Origin of the sequence: Muricauda sp. SCSIO 65647 (assembly GCF_021534965.1) — a bacterium.
Lineage (GTDB): Bacteria > Bacteroidota > Bacteroidia > Flavobacteriales > Flavobacteriaceae > Flagellimonas_A.
Genome location: NZ_CP091037.1, coordinates 3068557 through 3090865, shown reverse-complemented (window position 1 = coordinate 3090865; position 22309 = coordinate 3068557). Strand labels below are relative to the sequence as shown.

At 39.5% G+C, this 22309-nt stretch carries 20 protein-coding genes and 1 pseudogene; 19 read left to right on the top strand and 2 right to left on the bottom strand.

Annotation, left to right across the window (positions count from 1 at the left end; all coding sequences use genetic code 11):
- Positions 1-62: 62 nt before the first annotated feature.
- The 5 genes and pseudogenes from L0P89_RS13830 to L0P89_RS17060 form a co-directional block, all read left to right on the top strand.
- Positions 63-1283, top strand: coding sequence for a glycosyltransferase (locus L0P89_RS13830; protein WP_235265705.1), 1221 nt, complete (start codon positions 63-65; stop codon positions 1281-1283).
- Positions 1284-1669: 386 nt separating this feature from the next.
- Positions 1670-2476, top strand: a complete 807-nt coding sequence (locus tag L0P89_RS13825; RefSeq protein WP_235265704.1) for a glycosyltransferase — start codon at positions 1670-1672, stop codon at positions 2474-2476.
- A 132-nt stretch (positions 2477-2608) separates the two neighbouring features.
- On the top strand, positions 2609-3742 hold the full coding sequence (wecB, locus tag L0P89_RS13820) for a non-hydrolyzing UDP-N-acetylglucosamine 2-epimerase (RefSeq protein ID WP_262911453.1): 1134 nt from the start codon (positions 2609-2611) through the stop codon (positions 3740-3742).
- Complete coding sequence (gene wecC / locus L0P89_RS13815; RefSeq protein WP_235265703.1) at positions 3732-4943, top strand: UDP-N-acetyl-D-mannosamine dehydrogenase; 1212 nt, start codon at positions 3732-3734, stop codon at positions 4941-4943. Before wecB (L0P89_RS13820) ends, wecC begins: the two co-directional genes overlap by 11 nt.
- Before the next feature lie 400 nt (positions 4944-5343).
- Positions 5344-5499 (top strand): annotated as a pseudogene (locus L0P89_RS17060) (acyltransferase); the annotation flags it as partial.
- 76 nt (positions 5500-5575) lie between these two features.
- Here L0P89_RS17060 and L0P89_RS13805 read toward each other — a convergent pair.
- A complete protein-coding gene (locus L0P89_RS13805; protein ID WP_235265701.1) occupies positions 5576-6625 on the bottom strand; it encodes an acyltransferase family protein in 1050 nt (349 codons plus the stop codon).
- Positions 6626-6896: 271 nt separating this feature from the next.
- Positions 6897-7892: an alpha/beta hydrolase family protein gene (locus L0P89_RS13800; RefSeq protein WP_235265700.1), complete on the bottom strand. Its 996-nt coding sequence runs from the start codon at positions 7890-7892 to the stop codon at positions 6897-6899.
- 216 nt (positions 7893-8108) lie between these two features.
- Here L0P89_RS13800 and L0P89_RS13795 point away from each other — a divergent pair, with 216 nt between their 5' ends.
- The 14 genes from L0P89_RS13795 (at position 8109) to L0P89_RS13730 (ending at position 22305) form a co-directional block, all read left to right on the top strand.
- Positions 8109-9566 carry a lipopolysaccharide biosynthesis protein gene (locus L0P89_RS13795; protein ID WP_235265699.1) on the top strand — a complete coding sequence of 486 codons (1458 nt, stop codon included), beginning with the start codon at positions 8109-8111 and terminating at the stop codon, positions 9564-9566.
- A 139-nt stretch (positions 9567-9705) separates the two neighbouring features.
- On the top strand, positions 9706-10710 hold the full coding sequence (locus L0P89_RS13790; protein ID WP_235265698.1) for a polysaccharide biosynthesis protein: 1005 nt from the start codon (positions 9706-9708) through the stop codon (positions 10708-10710).
- A 6-nt stretch (positions 10711-10716) separates the two neighbouring features.
- Positions 10717-11142: a sugar epimerase gene (locus L0P89_RS13785; RefSeq protein WP_235265697.1), complete on the top strand. Its 426-nt coding sequence runs from the start codon at positions 10717-10719 to the stop codon at positions 11140-11142.
- A gap of 15 nt (positions 11143-11157) precedes the next feature.
- On the top strand, positions 11158-12306 hold the full coding sequence (locus L0P89_RS13780) for an NAD-dependent epimerase/dehydratase family protein (RefSeq protein WP_235265696.1): 1149 nt from the start codon (positions 11158-11160) through the stop codon (positions 12304-12306).
- A 15-nt stretch (positions 12307-12321) separates the two neighbouring features.
- On the top strand, positions 12322-13458 hold the full coding sequence (gene wecB / locus L0P89_RS13775; protein ID WP_235265695.1) for a non-hydrolyzing UDP-N-acetylglucosamine 2-epimerase: 1137 nt from the start codon (positions 12322-12324) through the stop codon (positions 13456-13458).
- 9 nt (positions 13459-13467) lie between these two features.
- Entirely contained in the window at positions 13468-14682 is a 1215-nt protein-coding gene (locus tag L0P89_RS13770; RefSeq protein ID WP_235265694.1) for a glycosyltransferase family 4 protein, read from the top strand.
- Positions 14683-14804: 122 nt separating this feature from the next.
- The gene (locus tag L0P89_RS13765; protein WP_235265693.1) at positions 14805-15410 is read left to right on the top strand and encodes a sugar transferase; all 606 of its coding nucleotides are present in this window, start codon (positions 14805-14807) and stop codon (positions 15408-15410) included.
- Positions 15411-15428: 18 nt separating this feature from the next.
- Complete coding sequence (locus L0P89_RS13760; protein ID WP_235265692.1) at positions 15429-16466, top strand: glycosyltransferase; 1038 nt, start codon at positions 15429-15431, stop codon at positions 16464-16466.
- A gap of 60 nt (positions 16467-16526) precedes the next feature.
- Positions 16527-17159, top strand: coding sequence for a NeuD/PglB/VioB family sugar acetyltransferase (locus tag L0P89_RS13755; protein ID WP_235265691.1), 633 nt, complete (start codon positions 16527-16529; stop codon positions 17157-17159).
- Between the two features lie 17 nt (positions 17160-17176).
- Entirely contained in the window at positions 17177-17434 is a 258-nt protein-coding gene (locus L0P89_RS13750; RefSeq protein ID WP_235265690.1) for an acyl carrier protein, read from the top strand.
- A 3-nt stretch (positions 17435-17437) separates the two neighbouring features.
- The gene (locus tag L0P89_RS13745; RefSeq protein ID WP_235265689.1) at positions 17438-18823 is read left to right on the top strand and encodes an AMP-binding protein; all 1386 of its coding nucleotides are present in this window, start codon (positions 17438-17440) and stop codon (positions 18821-18823) included.
- A gap of 171 nt (positions 18824-18994) precedes the next feature.
- The gene (locus tag L0P89_RS13740) at positions 18995-20038 is read left to right on the top strand and encodes a GNAT family N-acetyltransferase (RefSeq protein ID WP_235265688.1); all 1044 of its coding nucleotides are present in this window, start codon (positions 18995-18997) and stop codon (positions 20036-20038) included.
- A 13-nt stretch (positions 20039-20051) separates the two neighbouring features.
- Positions 20052-21302 (top strand): GNAT family N-acetyltransferase, encoded by a 1251-nt coding sequence (locus L0P89_RS13735; RefSeq protein WP_235265687.1) that lies wholly within the window; start codon positions 20052-20054, stop codon positions 21300-21302.
- Between the two features lie 16 nt (positions 21303-21318).
- Positions 21319-22305 carry a GNAT family N-acetyltransferase gene (locus L0P89_RS13730; RefSeq protein WP_235265686.1) on the top strand — a complete coding sequence of 329 codons (987 nt, stop codon included), beginning with the start codon at positions 21319-21321 and terminating at the stop codon, positions 22303-22305.
- Positions 22306-22309: the final 4 nt, after the last annotated feature.

Below are 22309 nucleotides of genomic sequence, written 5' to 3'. Positions count from 1 at the left end.
ATCCCTTTTAAGTATTTCAAATCTCATTTTGATAAAGCCTTAATGTAAAAACCTCTTTTAGAATGACCAAAAGAACCCTCTTACAAATTAATTCGGTTGTAAATACTGGTTCAACTGGTAGAATAGCTGAAGATATTGGCAAGGTAGCTATCAATCATGGGTGGCACAGCCATATTGCGCATGGTAGACATGGCAACAGAAGTGAGTCGATTACAATCAAAATCGGAAACAAACTGAACAACTATTTTCATGTTATAAATACTAGAATATTTGACAATCACGGCTTTTCAGCAGATTTAGCCACTAAATCGTTCATAAGAAAAATTGAGGAACTACAACCTGATATAATTCATTTACATAATTTACATGGGTACTATCTAAATGTTAAGGCCCTTTTCGAATATTTGGCAACAAAACCCATTCCAATAGTTTGGACCTTACATGATTGCTGGTCATTCACAGGCCATTGCGCGTATTTTGATTTGGTCAATTGCCAAAAATGGAAAACTGAATGCTCTGATTGTCCGCAAAAAAACAATTATCCAGCCAGTTTTGTCTTTGACAGGTCCAAAGAAAACTACTATCTAAAAAAGAAGCTTTTCAATTCTTTAGAAAATCTCACCTTGACCCCGGTTTCGTATTGGCTGAAGTCTCTTTTGGCGGATTCATTTTTGAGCGACCTGCCTACTAAGGTTATGCACAATGGTATTGACTTAAAGAAATTTACTGTCAAACCATCAGGTAACTTCAAAAACAAATACAAACCAAACAACGAATTCGTAATATTGGGCGTCGCCAACCCATGGAGCCCAAGAAAGGGATATGCAGACATGCTAAAACTCAGCAAAAAAGTGGGGGAAGATGAAAAAATAATAATGGTCGGTCTCGACAAGGATAAGGCAAAAGGCCTACCGAAAAATATCATTGGAATAGAAAAAACAGAAAGCCTTGATGATTTGGCTAAGTTGTACTCGTTGGCCGATGTGTTCATAAATCCGACATACCAAGACAACTTCCCGACCACCAACATTGAAGCTCTGGCTTGTGGAACACCCATAATCACATATGACACCGGAGGTAGTCCAGAAGCGATTGATGAGCATACCGGCTTTGTGGTTTCAAAAGGTGATATCAATAGCCTAGCATTGCAAATCAGAAAGATAAAAGAGTTGGGCAAAGAACATTTCACCGATGCATGTAGAAAAAGGGCAGAATCATTATATGATAAAGAGAAAAAATATCTAGAGTATTTCAATCTTTATAATCAATTATTGATCAGTTGACACTACTAATAGTTTAATCTTGACAGAAAACCGAACATTTGGTTTCAAAGACTTTAAAATGGACATTGAAAGTTTGCTGGTGATAAATAATGTTCGAGCTTTGTCCAAACACTAGTAAGCCTCTACTCCATATGAAGAAAATTCTAATAATTCAAACCATAATATCACCCTACAGAATACCTGTCTTCAATCTTCTCAACAATGATTATGATGTTACCGTTGCCTATTCTTTGGGCAAAACTTTCAATTCTAAAACCGATTTTAAAGTTGAAAGGCTCCCTTTTCATAAAATATCACGGTTCTACATACACAAAAAATCGTTATTTGAATTTTGCCAAAACTTTGATGTGGTAATAGGGTTGGGAAATATTAGTTGGTTAAGCGTCATGAGATTACCTTCTAAAAGAAAGAGAAACTTCAAGGTGATTTTTTGGGGCATTGGGGTAAGGGCTTCCTATAAAACCAACTATGGAGAAAAAACGATCTGGGATAAAGTCAGGTTTTACTTCATGAGAAAATCAGATGCCGTGCTCTTTTATTCATCCGACCCCATAAAGCGCTATTTAGATGAAGGTTTTGAAAGAGAAAAACTATTTGTGGCCAACAATACGGTTGAAGTATTACCAATTCAAAATTTGGAAAGAAAAAATCTATTGTTCATAGGCACTTTGTACCAACAAAAGAAAATATATGTTCTGCTTGAAAACTACCTAACGGCCTATAAAGAGAACTCAAAAATACCCCAGTTAGATATTATTGGTGATGGTGATGAATATGATAACATTCTTGGTTGGGTAAAAGAAAACGGTCTTGCAAATAAGATTTTTCTAAGAGGAAAAATTTTTGATGAAAAAAAACTCTCACATTATTTTAGTCAAGCTTTGGCCTGTATTTCCCCCGGACAAGCTGGTTTGTCTGTACTAAAAAGCATGGGATATGGTGTGCCTTTTATAACAAGCGAATCTGCCATTACGGGGGGTGAAATTTTTAATATCGAAAATGATGCCTCGGGAATTCTATATGAAAACCACGATCAATTGAAAGAAATAATTCTAGAAACCGTCCATAATAAGGCCAAGTATATTGAAATGGGCAATAGGGCAAAAGAGCATTACCATCAGTACAGAAGGCCAAAGCACATGGTAAGAGGTATGTCGGAAGCTATTGAATACGTTTTGGGCAACTCTTATTGATTTTTGGCGAATACCAGAAATCCTCCTCAAGACGATTAAATAGGTATAACATCTTATTTCCTTTCGAAGTTCACTCTACAATTTCTAATATTGCACCATGAAATAGGCTATTGAATTTAATTTCTCACGCTCTTGGCACAAAAAAACCTAATTATTTTCGGAACCCGACCTGAAGCCATCAAGATGGCCCCTTTGGTCAAGGCTTTTCAAAAAAACTCACAATTTGAAACAAAAGTTTGTGTTACGGCGCAACATCGACAGATGCTTGACCAAGTGCTTGACTTTTTTGATATCGTACCTTATTATGATCTCGACCTTATGCGGCCCGGTCAGAATCTCTATAACCTTACGGCGCTAATCATTACCTCGCTAAAGGAAGTGCTCGAAGACTACCAGCCAGATTTCGTTTATGTTCATGGTGATACCACTACCACTATGGCGGCCAGCATTGCTGGCTTTTATTCGGGTGCCAAGGTATGCCATGTAGAGGCAGGGCTGCGAACTTTTAACAAATATGCACCCTTTCCTGAAGAAATCAACAGAACCGTTACAGGCCATGTGGCAGACTTTCATTTTGCTCCTACCCAAACCTCGTATGACAACCTGATCAATGAGGGTATTAAGGCAGCAGTCGTTACCATCACGGGCAATACGGTCATTGATGCCCTTCTCGAGAGTGTTGATCGTGTAGAACAGCTTCAAAGTGAAGCGCTGAACAAACTAAAAGGGCAAATCAACGAAGATAAAAGAACGATTTTGGTAACAGGTCATCGACGTGAAAACCATGGGCAGGGCTTTATTAATATCTGTCAAGCACTGAAAGAAATAGCAGAGACCTTTGTAGATGTTGAAATTGTATATCCGGTGCATTTGAATCCTAAAGTACAGAAACCGGTCTATGATCTCTTGGGTAATCTGCCCAATATCAAACTGATCGATCCCTTGGCCTATCCCGAATTTGTATGGCTGATGAACCAATCGTACATGGTCATTACTGATAGCGGCGGAGTTCAGGAAGAAGCCCCTAGTCTGGGCAAACCGGTGCTGGTAATGCGCGAAACCACCGAACGACCAGAAGCGGTCGATGCAGGCACTGTTATTTTGGTGGGAACGGACAAAAACAAAATCGTCGCTGAAACCAAGACGCTGCTCACCGATAGCAAACGTTACGAGACCATGAGCAAGTTACACAATCCTTATGGAGATGGTAAAGCATGTCAGCGCATTATAGAATTTATGGAAAACCAAAAAAATAATGGAAAATAAAGTAATCATGATGGGCCTGGGTTATATTGGCCTACCCACTGCTGCCCTGATTGCCCAAAAAGGCACTCTGGTTCACGGTGTTGACATCAATCCAAAAGTGGTTGAGACAATCAATCGGGGAGAGATTCATATTGTCGAACCTGAATTGGAAAATATTGTAGCCGAAGCCGTCAATAAGGGCAATTTGACCGCTGATACCAAACCCGTCAAAGGCGATAGCTATCTCATTGTTGTACCCACACCCTTCAAAGACAAAAACGAGCCTGATATTTCTTTTGTAGAAGCTGCAACCAAAGCCATCATACCCTTGCTGAAAGAAGGTGACCTGTATATAATTGAATCAACCTCCCCTATTGGCACAACAGAAAAAATGATGAATCTAATTTATGGGGAAAGACCAGAACTGAAAGACAAATTATATATGGCCTATTGTCCAGAACGGGTATTACCGGGCAATGTGATGTACGAATTGGTGCACAACGATAGGGTGATAGGCGGTATTGATGACAAATCAACCGAAAAAGCTGTCAGTTTTTATTCCAAGTATGTAAAGGGTACCTTGCACAAAACTAATGCTCGTACTGCAGAGATGTGCAAATTGGTGGAGAACTCTTCTAGGGACGTACAGATAGCTTTTGCCAACGAACTCTCCCTTATCTGCGACAAGGCCAACATCAATGTATGGGAACTGATTGAGCTCGCAAACAAACATCCTAGAGTAAACATTTTGCAACCCGGTAGTGGTGTTGGGGGCCATTGTATTGCCGTAGACCCATACTTTATTGTATCCGACTATCCGATGGAGTCAAAAATCATCGGTACGGCCAGGGAAATCAACAATTATAAATCATTTTGGTGTGCCGAAAAAGTACAGACCGCCAAACTGAAATTTGAATTGGAACACGGAAGAAAAGCTAGAATAGCATTGATGGGGCTGGCCTTTAAACCCAATATTGACGATCTACGGGAATCACCCGCAAAATATATTGCCCAAAAAGTGCTACAAAACGCCAATAACGAAGAGTATTATATTGTAGAACCTAATATCAATGAACATAATGTCTTTAAGCTTTCAGATTACAAGGAAGCTTATAAGAATGCGGATATTGTGGTTTTTTTGGTAGCACATAATGAATTTAAGGCGCTTCAACCCACTAATTCAAAGGTGGTTCTTGATTTTGCCGGAGTGTTTAAAACCTAAATGTGCTTAGGTATCAACACGATTATATCTTGATAGAACAATTATGAGAATAGTGGCCTTTATACTCTATCGCTTTTTGGCCATGCATCTGCCAAGGTCAAGCAGTCCCTATATAGGCAAATACTGCAGAGTTTTTCGCGCTTTTTTATGTCGTTTTCTTTTCAAGAAAATGGGTAAAAATGTCAATATAGAACAAAAAGCCCGTTTTGGGTTTGGACAAAATATAGAAATTGGCAACAATTCGGGTATCGGGGTAAATTCCCTTCTACCCCCAAATACCATAATTGGAAATGATGTAATGATGGCACCAGATTGCATCATATATGCTTCAAACCATAATTTTTCTGACCTAGACCGCCCTATGAGGGTGCAGGGCCATACTCCTCCTTTACAGACCATCATTGATGATGATGTTTGGATTGGCGGTAGAGTAATCATTCTGCCTGGAAAGAAAATTGGCAAGGGTGTCATTATTGCAGCGGGCAGTGTAGTTACAAAAAATCTTGAACCTTATGGCATCTATGGAGGCAACCCGGCTAAATTAATCAAAAGCAGAAAAGATTTGTACAGATAAGTGCCAAGTGCCATATATTCCATTTTGCTTTCATAATTAATAATAGAAAAAGACTCACTTAGGCAATTTTAGCTTTCAATCGATTTAATAACTTGTGGCTCTTAAGGGTATTGCGGAGGTAGAGCCCGAATGGTTTCTCAATGTACTTGCTGATAACATAAGCCAATAGTGACATAATAATGGTAAGAATAGCCAACAAAATCCATTTGTTGATGATTCCTCCAAACATGTCCATGGCGATATACCCAATATTTTGGTGTATCAAATAAAGTGGATAGGTCAATACCCCAAGCTTCAAAAATGACCTTTTATTGATAAATTCCAGCTTATTAAGGGCTATCAATAACATTACCAGGTAGCTCAGGGTCACCATAACGACAATTGGCCATTGTAAAAATTCAGTATCATAATGTTCACTTAGGACCACACCGCGACCCAATGAATAGATTAATGATAAGCCTAAGCAAACAGGTATGAAAACCATGTGCCACGAAATCTTGCGATTTTGCCAAATGATGAACATGAACATGCCCGCAACAAAGTATGAGTTCCAATCTGGGAAGGTAAGAGCATAAAGAAGCTGTACAACCCTAGGTGCATTGGCATAGGGCCAAGCCAATTGAAGTACTGAAATTGATAACAACCCCAAGGCCAATAACTCTACGTACTTCATCTTTCGAATAAACAAAAGCGACCCCATCAAAAAATAAAATTTAAGTTCGACCAGCAATGACCAGTATACCCCATCGACATGGGGTATACGCATGAAACCATTCAACATTGTCATATTGGCCATGACCTGAGGCCAGGTAATGGCAAACAATTCATTTCCGTATGCAATGATGACAAAAACCGTCAACAATACGCAAACCCAATAAGCTGGGTATAACCGACTAACTCTTGAAATTGCAAAATCGACCACATTTGATTTTTGGGCTGACATCAAAATCACAAATCCACTTACTATGAAAAAGAGATCTACACCCAAATAACCATATTGAAAAAAACCAGTGGCATCATCGAAGTATGGGCCTTCTATCTCTGCAACATGTGCCCTAAACCCATAATGAAACAATAGTACGTAAAGCGCGGCAAAAAAACGTACCAAATCTATCTGATAGAGTCTTGGAATAGATTTACTGGTTTTGGTTGGTGTACTATTTTCTATGGTCACGGTAGCGGGAAAACGGTAATAATCTTTTTTTGTTGTCTTGATAAAATCAAAAGGTTTACAAACCTTTCGACTACTCTATATGCAAAGGTCTAATCGTTAGCAGATATGATACAAATCGACAAAACAATTCTTCGTCAAAATTAAATACCAAACTCTAGCCAAAAGGAATTTTTTTGTCAAAAAACCACAAAAACAGATAAACGAATCATTTTCCCCCTCTCATCAAGTCTTCAAAAGCAAAAGGAAGTACCATTTCATGACCTCCGTCAAAAATGATAAGCTTAACAGAAGGCGTCTCTTTTTGTAAGTAGATAGCTCTGTCATCGATTTTACCATAATGGCCCAAAGGTTGCCTAAATTCCAACAGTTTCAGTTTTTCGTTCACAGATACCTTGTTAGGCGCTGTGTCTCTTACAGTTGCCTCGATTATTTTGTTGTAAAAATTTATGGAATGAGTTATGGGAACGCTTCCGTCGATTCCGTCATAAATTCCTGCATAAATGGACAAAAGGCCCTTTTGTTCAATGACATTCGGTATAGGCCATTGTATAGGTGAACGGCTATTGAAATCCTTTCCTTCCGATGTACAGGCCATGATATCATCATAATAAGACAATCCCCTGATTCTCGTTTCTTGGGCCCATTGTTCTAAATCGGCTATTGCCGCCCATGCGGCATAATGTTTCGCATTGTATTCTGATTTCAAATAAGTACAAAAAAGTGTGTAACCCCCACCGCTTAGTCCAATTATATATATAGCATTTTCTGAGGCCCCATTTTGAATCATATGGGCGATGGCATCGTCTATGTCTGCAATGACCATATCACTGCAACAAGATATTTCGTTACTATTAGGCCCACGAAAATTGGGGTGAATGTAGTAATAGTCATTCTTGATTGCATATTCCGAAATAGGGTCATATTCAACATAATCACCACCCCAAGTATGAAGACTCACTATTAGAGGCCTATTTTTACCTTTGGCGTGGTACGCCATCACTTTTTGCTTATTACCATCATATGACGAAGGAATACTTATTTCTACAATTTCATTGTGCCAATCATCATTATGAAGCAACAAAGTGACCAAATACGGTCTCAGGTTATTAATATTGGCACCCAGCATGAATCCCACCGCAAACACAAAAACCACGATGATTAAGACCGCCACAATTGATAACTTATAGCTTTTTTTGAACATTTCTTCAGTTGCTAGTGAAATACTTCTGAGTTGCAAAAGATAATATGGCAACAAAAATACCTTTCTACAAGAATAAAGCACATTTGTTCGATAAAAGTAGTGGTTAAATCGAATCATTGCTATTTTTGGCCTTCAATTGATGATCGTGTAACTTGATCGGTCAATGTCAACCTATCTTTTTCCAATAGTGATTCTATCTAATCCCATTCTGGTGTAATGTCCCTAAAATCACAAGCCATAAAAGGGTTCAGTTGGTCACTGTTCGAGAATATCTTCAGTCAAGGCACCGTATTTTTGGTCTATGTCATCTTGGCCCGGTTATTGACCCCTGAAGATTTCGGTGCCATTGCCATTGTCATGGCCATTGTGTCCATTTCAGATACTATCGCCGATGGAGGGCTGGGCAGTGCCCTCATACAGAAAGAGAATGCCACCGACGATGACTACAATTCGGTGTTTGTTTCCAATTTTATCTTTAGTGCCCTACTCTATCTATTATTGGTGATTTTGGCCGAGCCGATTGCCCTGGCCTACGACCAGCCCAATTTGTCAAAATTGATGTATGTCACTGGGTCAATACTCATCATTCACTCTTTTTCGACCATTCAATTGACCATGATGGACAAACACCTAGATTTCAAGACAGCCTCTATCATCAACGTGCTTTCGACCGTCATCAGTGGTGCCGTTGCCCTAGCCCTGGCCTTTGCAGGTTTCGGTATTTGGAGCCTGGTAGCCTTTGTGGTCAGTGAACCCCTCACCGAAACGCTGATGGTCTGGTTCGTTCACAAATGGAGACCTTCGTTCAAATTCGTAAAAAAGAATTTTCTTGAGCTTCTCAATTTTGGCTACAAATTGTTGTTCGCTGAGCTGATTACCGCCTTGTATGGCAACATCTACTATTTTTTGATCGGGTATTTTTTCTCTACGAGAACCTTGGGCTTCTACACTAAGGCCCAACAGTTTCAAGTACCCTTGTCAGGCTATATCACGGGGACCATAACAAACATCAGCTTCCCCATTTTGTCAACCTTGCAAAGTGATGAAGAAAGATTGCGTTCGGTATTTTCAAAATTCTTGAAATTCAGTGTCTTTATCAATTTTACGGCATTGGTTATGTTGGCCGCCATGGCCGAGCCCGTGGTCATTCTGTTGATCGGTGAAAAGTGGCGGGTCTCTGTGTTCTATCTGCAACTGTTGTGTGTGCCAGGTATGTTATACCCTCTGCATTTATTGAACCTCGATCTATTGGTGGTCAAAGGGGTTTCTGACAAATACTTGCGGCTCGAAATCATCAAAAAAATAATTTTGATTCCACTGGTCTTTATCACTGCCTTTTTCAGTATCGAGGTCATGCTCTATGGCCTGATCGTTTTTTCGATAACCGAATATTTTATCAACAGTTCATACAGTAAAAAACTCATTGGATACACGGTAAAGGCCCAATTAAAAGATATTTGCCCCTACTTTTTCATGGCATTGCTTATTTTTGGCAGCATGTACGGCGTCGGACTCTTGGTCCCCGAAACAACTGAAAACCATCTTTATAAGCAAGGTATAGTTCAGCTTTTGACCGGATTGATCGTTTTCTTCGTTTTTAACGAGATTGTCAAATTTGAAGAATATATAGAAATGAAACTTAGGATCATACAACTCTTTAAACGAAAAAAATAAAGGTCCTTGTCCATTTTTTTAAGATTGACCAAAATTACGTCAAAGACTGTGCGTTTCACCGAAGAAGCGATACAAAAGCACCAAAAAAAATTCAACCGAACAATATTGAAGTTACTTTTGCAATTAGAAACCAATAACCATGTTTGAAGGTAAAACACTACTTATAACAGGTGGCACCGGTTCATTTGGCAATGCCGTGCTCAACCGCTTTTTGGAGACCGATATCAAAGAGATTCGCATTTTCAGTCGTGATGAAAAAAAGCAAGACGATATGCGTAATCGCCTCAAAAACAAGAAAGTCAAGTTTTATATTGGCGATGTACGAGATTACAATAGTATTTCAAGAGCGATGCGCGGTGTTGATTATGTCTTTCATGCAGCTGCCCTAAAACAGGTTCCTTCGTGTGAGTTTTTCCCAATTGAGGCCGCCAGAACAAACGTTTTTGGCACCCAGAATACCATTGATGCCGCTGTAGAAAATGGTGTAGGTAAAATTATCTGCCTCAGTACCGACAAGGCGGCCTACCCTATCAATGCCATGGGCATTAGCAAGGCCTTGATGGAAAAAGTGGCCATAGCCGCCTCTCGAAATGTAGACGAAGACAAAACCACGGTCTGCCTCACACGGTACGGAAATGTGATGGCTTCTAGGGGATCGGTCATACCGCTATTTGTGAAACAGATTCAAGAAAATCAACCTTTAACGGTTACCGACCCGAATATGACACGCTTTTTAATGTCGCTCGAAGATGCGGTTGACCTTGTCATATTTGCCTTTCAGAATGGCCATCAGGGCGATCTTTTTGTCAACAAGGCACCCGCCAGTACCATTGGCGATCTTGCTGAAGCCATCAGGGATATTTTCAATGCCAAGAGTGACATCAAAGTCATCGGCACAAGGCATGGTGAAAAACTGTACGAGACACTTTGTACCCGAGAAGAAATGCAAAAGGCAGAGGATATGGGCGATTTCTACCGAATACCTGCAGATAACCGTGATTTGAACTATAGCCGATATTATTCAGAGGGTGAGACCGATATCAGCAAAATTGAGGACTATCACTCACATAACACCAAGCAATTGACCGACGAAGAGCTGAAGCAAACGCTTTTGAAACTTGATTTTATCAAGGAAAATCTATAACGACCCATGATAGACCTTATCAAAGGAAACGAATTTACCGATGACAGGGGCGCTTTACGTTTTTTTAATGACTTCAACATGGGCCAAGTTGTGCGATTTTACGAAATTGCACCGGTAAACACTAAAATCATAAGGGCTTGGCAAGCACACCGATATGAAAAAAAATGGTTTCATTGCTTGGCAGGATCATTTGTCATCAATCTGGTCAAAGTTGATAATTTTGATGGTCCCTCATCTGCATTGATTCCCCACAAATTAATATTGAAATCCGATGAGCCCAATGTATTGGCCATTTCGAACGGGTATGCCACTGGTATAAAAGCCATTGAAGAAGGTTCAAGGCTTCAGGTGTTCTCTGATTTTAGCCTGGAAGCATCAAAAGATGATGACCATAGGTTCCCGTTGAACATGTGGGAAGCCGAATGGCAATGATTAACACATAAACACGTGAAAAAACATAAAATAGGCATTACCGGACAAGCGGGCTTCGTTGGCTACCACCTCTACACTACCCTCTCATTGGATGACGAGGTCGAGTTAGTGAATTTCGAAAGGTCTTACTTTGAAGAACCCGACCAATTGGAAACCTTTGTGGCTTCATGCGATACCATAGTGCACCTAGCGGCGATGAACCGTCACGAAAATCCAAATGTCATCTACCAGACCAATGTCGACCTAGTGACAAAATTGATCAATGCCTGCAATGCAAAAGAGGTGACACCACATATCGTGTTTTCGTCTTCCTCACAAGAACTGCGTGACAATCTATATGGAAAGTCAAAAAAAGAGGGGAAATCAAAATTTATGGAGTGGTCGCATAAAACTGGTGGAAAATTCACATCATTGACCATTCCCAATGTATTTGGTCCTTTTGGAAGACCTAATTATAATTCGGTAGTGGCCACATTTTGCCATAAAGTGGCCCATGATGAAGAAGCGACCATTATCAATGATGGTGAGGTAGGCCTTATCTATATCAATGAACTGGTTGCCGTTTTCATCGATGCTATTTTTGAAAGGATATTGGGCCAAAAGCTTGGTAAAAACAGTATTGAAATCACCATACAGCCCAATCACCATATCAAGGTCTCTGAACTTTTGGCGTTGTTAAAAAAATATCGAAGGGAGTATATGGATACCGGTATATTTCCCAATTTGGAAAATGCCTTTGAGAAGGCATTGTTCAATACCTTTAGATGTTATGTGCCCCAAAACCATTATCCTGTAAAATATACCAAGCATACCGACCCAAGAGGAAGCTTTGTGGAGATTGCCCGTACCCAGACCAGTGGACAATTTTCTTTTTCGACCACCGTGCCGGGTATCACCCGTGGCAACCATTTTCATACCCGAAAAGCGGAGCGGTTTGCGGTTATCAAAGGTAAGGCAAGAATACAGTTGCGTAGAATAGGTACTGAAGAAGTAATCAACTATGAACTGAGCGGTAAAGAACCTGCCTATGTCGATATGCCCATTTGGCATACCCATAACATCACGAATATTGGTGATGACGAGTTGATTACCCTGTTCTGGATCAACGAACCATACAATCCTGAAGATGCGGACACCTATTTTGAAGATGTTGAAATTCATTAACCAAAAGACTAAATCTTGAAAAAATTAAAAGTACTTACCGTAGTGGGCACCCGACCTGAGATCATTCGCCTTGCCTGCGTATTAAAGGCTTTGGATGCCAACAAGGCCATCGACCACACACTGGTGCACACGGGCCAAAACTATGACTATGAACTCAATGAAATATTCTTTGAGGACATGGGCATTCGGCGCCCCGACCATTTCTTGAACGCTGCGGGCAAAAACGCCTCTGAAACTGTAGGGCAAATCTTGATCAAGATCGATCCCCTTTTAGAAGAGATACAGCCCAATGCCTTTTTGGTCTTGGGCGATACCAATTCTTGTCTTTGTGCCATTCCGGCTAAAAAGCGCAAGATTCCCGTTTTTCACATGGAGGCCGGCAACCGTTGTTTTGACCAAAGAGTACCTGAAGAGACCAATAGAAAGATTGTCGATCACGTGGCAGATATTAACCTTACCTATAGCGACATTGCCCGCGAGTATTTGCTGAGGGAAGGGCTTCCGCCCGACAGGGTAATCAAAACGGGAAGCCCTATGTACGAAGTGTTGGGGCAGTTCAAGTCTAAAATTGAGGCCTCTACCGTATTGAAAGACTTGGGCCTGGAAAAACAGAAATATTTTGTGGTTTCTTCCCATCGCGAAGAAAACATCAACAATCCGAAGAATTTTGAAGGGCTCATAGAATCGCTGAACCAGATTGCTGAAAAGTACGATTTTCCAGTAATCGTATCTACACATCCGCGAACACGAAACATGCTAGAGGCCAAAAAGGTAAAGGCGCACAAGAATATCCAGTTTTTAAAACCGTTGGGGTTTTCTGACTACAATGCGCTGCAGTACCATTCATTTGCCGTTCTTTCTGACAGCGGTACCATTTCTGAAGAATCTTCAATTCTCAACTTTAGAGCATTAAATATTAGGGAGGCGCATGAAAGACCTGAAGCGATGGAAGAAGCCTCTGTGATGATGGTCGGCCTAAGCCCCGAAAGAATCTTACAGGCACTGGAAGCTTTGGAAGTGCAAAAAAGAAATCCTGATAGAAACTTCAGGGAAGTAAGTGACTATACCATGCCCAATGTGAGCGAAAAAGTGGTACGTATCATCATTTCGTATGTTGATTATGTGAATCGGGTGGTTTGGTCAAAACACTAAAATAAACATATGAGAGTACTATTTCTAGGTTTGGCAGTACCTTATTTGCATTATTCGCAAAATCTTTATTCTGAACTCATCATCGAATTTCATGAACGGGGCGATGACATTACCCTTATTGCTCCAGCCTATTATGATGACGATGTCGGGCTTGAGCTTGAAAATGGCGTACCAGTCATAAGGGTAAAGACCCTTGAACTTTTTGATTCTGGCAAGATTATCAAAGGACTGGCGAACCTACTATTGCCCTGGCAGTACAAAAGGGCCCTGAAAAAACATAAAATCGACCTGAATTTTGATCTGGTCATCATGCCCACGCCCCCAATTACCCTCACTTCACTTGCCCATTGGTTCAAGAAGAAATATGGATCCACACTGTACCTGGTCATGCGCGACATCTTTCCGCAGAATGCCATAGATCTAGGACTGATGCGAGAAGGCAGCCTTGTCTATAATTATTTCAGAAAGCAAGAGAAAAAGACCTATCAGGTCTTCAATTCCATCGGTTGTATGTCACAAGGCAATATTGATTATGTCTTGAAGCATAATCCTGAAATGAATGGTGAAAAATTCCATTTGTTACCCAATTGGGGCCCGCTCAGACCCTTATTGAAATCTGAAGAAATAGCAGCACTGAAAAAGAAGTATGGTACCCAAGGCAAATTTGTGGCCATCTACGGTGGCAATATCGGCTTGCCCCAAAAAGTGGAGAATATTGCCCATCTTGCCAAAGAATTTAAAGAGTACAAAGACATTTTCTTTATGATTATTGGCCATGGCACTAGAAATGAACAGCTTAAAGAAATCATCGAAAAAGAAAAGCTTGAAAACATTAGGTTCGTAACCGAAAAACTGGATGCAGCAGAATATTTCGAAGTTTTACAGATAGCCGATGTGGGCTTGATCTCATTAAGCGAAGATTTCACCATTCCCAATATTCCATCAAAGGCACTGGCCTATTATAATGCGAAAAAGCCCATTTTTGCCTCGATTGATACCAATACCGATTTTGGCAGCATTTTGGAAGAGAACGATTCTGGGGTCTGGGGCGAGGCAGGCAATTACAAACAGCTAAAGGAAAAATTTCTCTACCTCTACAATAATAGAGGTCGTTGTGAAGAAATGGGCATGAATGGCTACAACTATTTCAAAAAAACCCTTTTGACCTCAGACGCCTATAATATCATCAAAGAAGAAGCCGGAAAGATTATCAAGAAGAACTAATTAAAATATTGCAAATAGGTGCTTTTGTACCTTTTGAACAATTTTTTCAGCGATTTGTCCATTAATTGAAATGATGAGTAAAATATGTCGTTATTTTACCGGGCCTAATCGAAACACGACCCATGTACCGAAATTTTCTAAAGCGTACCTTGGATTTTATAGTAGCTTTGATAGGGTTTGCGATTCTGCTCCCCATTTTCCTGATTGTCATGGTGTTATTATTTGTTGTCAATGATGGTAGACCTTTTTTCCTTCAACAACGACCTGGCAAGAATGGAAAGACTTTCAACATCATCAAGTTCAAGACCATGAACGACAAAAAAGATACTGAAGGAAACCTACTGCCAAACAAAGACAGAATCACCAAAGTGGGAAGCGTGGTACGCAAGACTTCTTTGGACGAAATTCCGCAATTGCTCAATGTGATCAAGGGTGACATGAGCTTGATGGGTCCTCGGCCACTTTTGGTCGAATACCTGCCCTTGTACAGCAAAGAACAAGGTAGGCGCCACGAAGTACGTCCTGGAATTACCGGATGGGCACAGGTCAATGGCAGAAATGCCATTTCATGGGAGCGCAAATTTGAACTCGATGTTTGGTATGTGGATAATATTTCCTTTTTATTGGACCTCAAGATACTATGGTTGACCTTTCTCAAGGTTATCAAATCAGAAGGTATTTCTGCCACTGCCGAGGTCACCATGGAAAGATTTACAGGAAGCGTATGATAAAATCAAATCATTGACATGAGATTAAGCATTATTTTGCCAACCTACAACATGGAAAAATACCTTCCAAGGTGTTTAAACAGTCTTCTCGAGCAGGACATTCCCAAAAGAGACTATGAAATCATCATCGTGAATGATGAATCAAAAGACAACACGCTGCAAATCGCAAAAGAATATCAAAGAAAGTACGACAATATCGTCATCTGCGACAAAGAAAATGGAGGTGCGGGGGCGGCACGCAACTCAGGTCTAAAAATGGCCAAGGGAAAATATATCCATTTTGTTGACCCTGACGATTATATAGCTAGAAATGTCTATGGTACATTATTACATTTCGCCGAGGAAAAGGAATTGGACATTGCCGCATTTATTTTTACCAAAACCAAAAGAACAGATTGGTTCGAGACCAATACCAATATCGAAGAACTCAATATTGATGGCGCACCGGTAATCACGGGCACCGAATACATTGCGAACAACAATTACCGGAACACGGTATGGTGGTACCTTATTGACCGGAAGTTCATTGAGAATACAGGATTGTCATTTATCGAAGGAAGATGGATGGAAGATTCGATTCTGACCCCCCAACTGTTTATGAAGGCACAGAGAATGGCCCGATTGCCTCTTGATGTGTACCGGTACATGATCACTCCTAATTCGGCCATGACAAGCAAAGAACCCGAACATTATCACAAATTGATATCAGATATCGAGAATGCTACGTTTGTCTTTGACGGTATCTTGAAACAAATCCCCGAAAACGATTCTGTGAGCAAAAAATGTAAGAGCCGTATAAAAACACGACAACAATCATTTGTTTTCTTTTTGCTTGTTAGGTTAATGAAATCTAGGTTGCCCATACAGTACATTCCAGAAAAATTGGAGGGTTTCAAAAAGATCAATGCTTATCCATTGAATAACTTTGTAGGTAAAGATTTCAATGGTCTGGGCTATCGAATACTGACAAAAATTTTCAATAAGGAAAAATTGATGTACCCCTTTATGCATTTTTTCAGGGGCTTATATAGGCCAGCTACAAAATTAATCGGTTAAATGACTAACTTGTTCTTTTTAAAAATCCTAAGAGAGCAATTAAATTAAACGCAAATCTGAATGAAAAACCGTCTTTTTATTATAGGTGCAGGAGGTTTTGGGAGACAGCTTGAAAGCTATCTTGAACTCCTCCCTTCCCAAAAAAAAGATTGGGAATTGAAAGGCTATATTGATGACAATCCCAATGCCCTTGACGGCAAAGGGTCAGATTATGAAGTACTTGGCAACATTGATGACTTTGGGTTCAAAAAAGACGATTTTGCGCTTGTTGCCATTGCCGATATCGATGCGAAGATAAAGATTGTCGAAACCCTTAGAGGAAAGGTGAAGTTTTTCACCTTAGTGGCTGTAGGCACCCTGATAGGCAAAAATGTAACACTGGGTGAAGGCACGATTATATGTCCTGGTGCCAAAATAGGTTCAAATGTTACCATTGGGGAGTTTGGTCTTGTAAATCTCGATACCATAGTTGGCCACGATTCGGTCATAGGAAAAAATTGTTCAATCATGCCGCATGTTGATATTGGCGGCGGAACCAATATTGGCGACAACATCTTCATGGGCACTAAAGCCACCGTTTCACCCCGTCTGACAGTCGTAAATGATACGCATCTGGGCGTAGGGGCCGTGGTAATCAAAAATATTGTGGAATCTGGCACATATTTTGGTAATCCAGCCAGAAGAATGCTGTGAGTCTAATAAAACCAAAAATGAACGACAAAAACATAGAACTACTTACAAATGCCTTTGCCAATGCTTTGGACATTGACAAAAATCAGGTGAACAATGAACTGAAATATCAGGGAATACCCCAATGGGACTCTATTACCCATATGTTCTTGATCAACGAACTGGAAAGCACATTTCAAATCGAGATTGATGCAGATGATGTTTTAGAGATGAATAGTTTCGTAAGGGTCAAAGAAGTATTAGAGAAATACAATCTTTCTTTCGAGAAACAAAATTAGTGGATGGGACTACTTGAACATATGTTCAAAAATGATCATTTGGTCTTTTTGGATGCCGCTTCAGGCAAAAAACGAACCTTACAAGAAATGCTTTTTCCCTTGGAAGAAATCGGGAAAATGAGCAAGAAATTGGCATTCCTATATCTGAATGGCGATAGCATATCAACAGCAACCTACCTCAGTTTTCTCGGTACCCAACATGCAACTGTATTACTGAGCGATGCACTCGAACCCATTCTGAAAGAAAATTTGGAGTCTGAATACCAACCGACCATCATTTTTGATGCTTCCAGAAACCATATAAAAAGCTATCAACAAAAAAAACTGGCCAATGAGTGGTCAGAAATAGCCCTTTTTATAGATACCGGGAAAGAAACCAAGGTACACGCAAACTGTAAGGTACTTTTGTCAACATCAGGTACAACGGGGTCGCCCAAGTTCGTAAAACTCTCTGAAAAAAATCTTCTTGAAAACGCAAAGTCAATCTGTGCCTATTTACCAATAGTGAAGACAGATGTGGTTCCTTTAAACCTTTCCCTTTTCTATTCATATGGGCTTTCAATACTGCATACCAATGCCTTGGCAGGCGGAACAGTGGTTAGTGGTGTTTCTGACATTCTGCAGAAAGACTTTTGGATTCAAATGGACAGTCATGGCTTTACCTCTATGGCCGGTGTACCATTTATCTATGAAATGCTTTATAGAATTGGTTTTTTAAAGAAAAAATATCCATCATTACGATATATTTCCCAAGCAGGGGGCAATCTTAGCCAGAATATTAAAAAGAACTTCAATGACTATTGTATTGAAAACAATATAGCATTTTATGTAATGTACGGTCAAACAGAAGCTTCGGCCAGAATTTCATATGTGCCCGCTGAAGTGTTGGAAAAAAAAATCACTTCAATTGGCAGACCTATAAAAAATGGGGAACTCAGCCTTGATCCTGAAACTGGGGAGTTACTTTATTCGGGACCCAATGTTTTTGGCGGATACAGTATCAAAAGAGAAGACCTAAAGACCTGGGAAAAAATCGAGCCTTTACGAACGGGAGATTTGGCCTATCAAGATGAAGATGGTTTTTATTTCATCAAGGGAAGATTAAAAAGATTTGTAAAAATCTTTGGCAATAGGGTAAATCTCGATGAACTAGAACGCTTTCTAAAAACCACTTTTAATATTGGACTTGTTGCTTGTATCGGGGTGAAAGATCAGTTTATTTTGGTTTCGCACTGTGAAGATGATCTTTTAGATGAGGATATTAAGAAAAAATTATTTGAGAGGTTTAAAATTCACCATGCATCAGTTAAAGTCAAATATTTAGAATCCATACCGCTTACCAACAATGGCAAGATCAACTATAAAAAAATTACTGCCGAATATACTTGATCGCCCCTATTAATTTTATCAACGACAAAATTAAGATGACATTTGCCGTTGTCGAAGTTTTTCACCATTAATCTGTTAAATTAACATGAAGAAAACCTTACCTGTTATCTTTGTAGAGTAATTTCTTCAAACTGACCAAATTAACTTTTACCCAACCGTCTACAACTTCAGATGATTTCTGCTATTGAAAATAAAAAAGACTGGAACGCTATTCTACAAAGGGTCGACACCTATGATATTTACCATACTTACGAATACCATCAAATTTCAAAAAAAAATGGCGAAAAACCTATACTCGTCACTTATGAGAACCAAGATTGTTTGATTGCGATACCTTTGATCATTAAGGCAATAAGAGATACCGCACACAATGATGCAACCTCGGCATATGGTTATTGTGGGCCAATCTCAAAAACAACAACACCCCATTTTGACATTAATGAATTCGCTAGTGAACTAAAACAGTTTTTCATGCAAAAAGCTGTGGCTTCTGTATTTTCACGATTGAATCCGTTTATACGAAACCAAGAAGTGATTTTAAAAAACTCTGGGGTCATTGAAAATTTGGGAAACTTGATTAATATTGACTTGACAGAAGACCCTGAAAATCAACTCAGGGCATATAATCCCCGATTAAGAACCTATATCAATAAATGCAGAAAGGAATATTTCATTAAAGAGGCTGAAAGTGAGGAAGAAATCAAAAAGTTGGTCTCCATTTATTATGAAAATATGCTTCGGGTCAATGCTAAAGATCGTTATTTCTTTCCAGGAAGTTATTTCCTCAATTTATGGAAAAGCACCGATTTCAAAACAAAATTCCTTCTTGCTTATGATAGAACTAACCACGAATTAGCTGGTGGGGCAATCTTCACAATAGTAAATGACATCGTACAATATCACTTGTCTGGTGCAAGAAAAAAATATTTAAAGCTAAATCCGATCAAGGTCTTGATCGACGATATGCGCATTATGGCCAATAATGATAATTTTAAGTATTTTAATTTAGGTGGAGGTGTAGGCAATAACCAAGATAATCTTTTTAGGTTCAAGTCTGGCTTTTCAAAAGATTTCAAGACCTTCAAGGTTTGGAAATATATCGTAGACCAACGCATATATGATCAATTGGTCGAAATAAGGCATCCTGAATGTGGTTACAGTAAGAAAAGCTGTCAAAAGTTTTTTCCATGTTATAGATGTTCCCTGCATGAGTGACGAAACCAAATCCATGAGTAAAAATCCCTTTACTTCCAACACTTTCGCACATGTCTGGAACCAACACTTCAACCAAGACAAAGAAACCGTTTCTTTCAATGGAATATCAGGCATCGGATTTATTCGAACCACTGTTCTGCCCCTTTATACGAACATCGGAAAAAACCTTACCAAAGGCTTGACCTATACAATCGAAAAGGACAACTTTACCAACCTTGGCCATAAAGCCCTTTTGATAATGGATATACCGTCGATCATAAAGACCGGTTCAGCAGAATACCCCCCTGGCCTTAAAGTCTTGAAAGTTGAACAATATCCTGGCTTTTTGATAGATTTGGCCGCTTTTGATGATTTTGATGATTATATGCGCATCAACTTCAAGAAAAGTAGCAGGTACAAACTGAACAAGTACAAAAAAAGACTTGAAGCCTCTTTTGACATCTCTTATAAGGTTTTTTTTGGGTCAATACAAAAAGAGGCTTATGATGCACTATTTCAACAGTTCAGGGTACTGCTTGAAAAGCGTTTTGCAGAAAAAAAAGTCTACAACAACAATCTCGAAAGTCATGAGTGGGACTTTTACCACGAGGTGACCTTGCCCCTTATACATGAGAAGAAGGCGGCCTTGTTCGTGGTTCTTGAAAAAGAATGCCCCATAGCTATCACTCTTCTTTATTTTGATGATGACACTGTCATCGATGCCATTACCGTTTTTGATGTCGACTATTCAAAATTTCATCTAGGGTCGTGCAGTATTATGAAATTGATTGAGTGGAGCATGGAAAAAGGTTATAAAAAGCTTGATTTTTCAAAAGGGTACTTTGACTATAAAAGAAGGTGGTGTACGCAAAAATATCAGTTCGAATATCATTTGCTCTACAATCCCAAATCACCATTCTCAACTGGGTTGGCACATACAAGGGCAATGTTTTTACGGTTCAAGGCATATCTAAGAAAAAAGAACGTGAATTGGTATGTACACAAGACCACGTACTTTTTAAGAAGTTTTAAAATATCGAATCACCCAGACCGTACAAATCCCTTTATGCTCAGCGATAGCTTGGGGGGTGACATGAACCCCGTTTGGACCCCCATCCCACTAAAACTGGTTAAGGGCGAAGTAAAAAAAGGGGTTTTTGATTTTTTGTACCTGACCGTTGAAAAGCTGAATGATGTCTCTATTTTTCAGGCAGATACAGGCGGGGTTTTTAAGATAAAGGGCAAGAGCAACGAAAAATACCTGGTCAGCAACGAATTGTACTGACCCATAAAATATTAGGTTGATACAAGCACCCAAAAATATTGACTCTTCTTTGACAATGGCCCCCACCAAGGCACGCTTGGTATTTGATTTGTTCAATGAGCAAAAACTGCATCCTTTTTATGATAATTCAGTTGATAATGAACTGACCCAATGTTCTTATCAAGTACCCCATTACCATGAGAAGGATCAAAAGTCTAGCCTTTTCGAAGTTTTCGATATTCCTGCATACATTTTGACGGCTCCTATATTCCTTCCCAAGAAGTTTGCCACCAAATCGATAAGGCAGTATAAAGGTTTTCTCATCAATCTTTGCGCATTTGCTTCTGCAGATGAATATTTGGCCCATCAGCTCAGCAAAAGAAGTAGAAAACGTCTAAGAAAGAAAGTCCGAAATTTAGAACAAAATCATTCTATTTCCTTCAATGTACATCACGGTGCCATTGACAGGCAACTGCACGCTAAGTTGATGAAAAAATTCCACGACCTATTGAAAAAGCGTTTTGATGAAAAGAAAATCCACAACAAATATCTTGAGCGTTGGGATTACTACAATCAGCTTTCCTTTGAAAAAATCAATCAGGGGCTTGCTAGTCTTTTTGTCATTTATGATTCTCAAAAACCCATTTGCATCACCTTGAATTTTCATTTAAAAAAGGTAATTTTCAGCGAATTGGAAGGCTTTGACACCGATTATTCAGATTACGGTTTAGGCGACATCAGTATGTTGAAGCATTTGCAATGGTGCTTTGAGAACAATGTCAGAATACTCGATCTATCAATGGGCAAAACAAATTTCAAGAACAAATGGTGTAACCAAAGCTATGATTTCTACCATCACTTACATTACAATAAAAAAAACCTTGCTTCATTGATCTTGATGCTTGCGCAGTGGTCAAAACTCAGTTTGAAACAGTTTCTGAGAGATCTGGGAATCTTAGGGGGCGTTTTCAGATATGACAAACTACAATTCATGTTCAAAGCTAACACCGGTAAAATATACTAAAGCT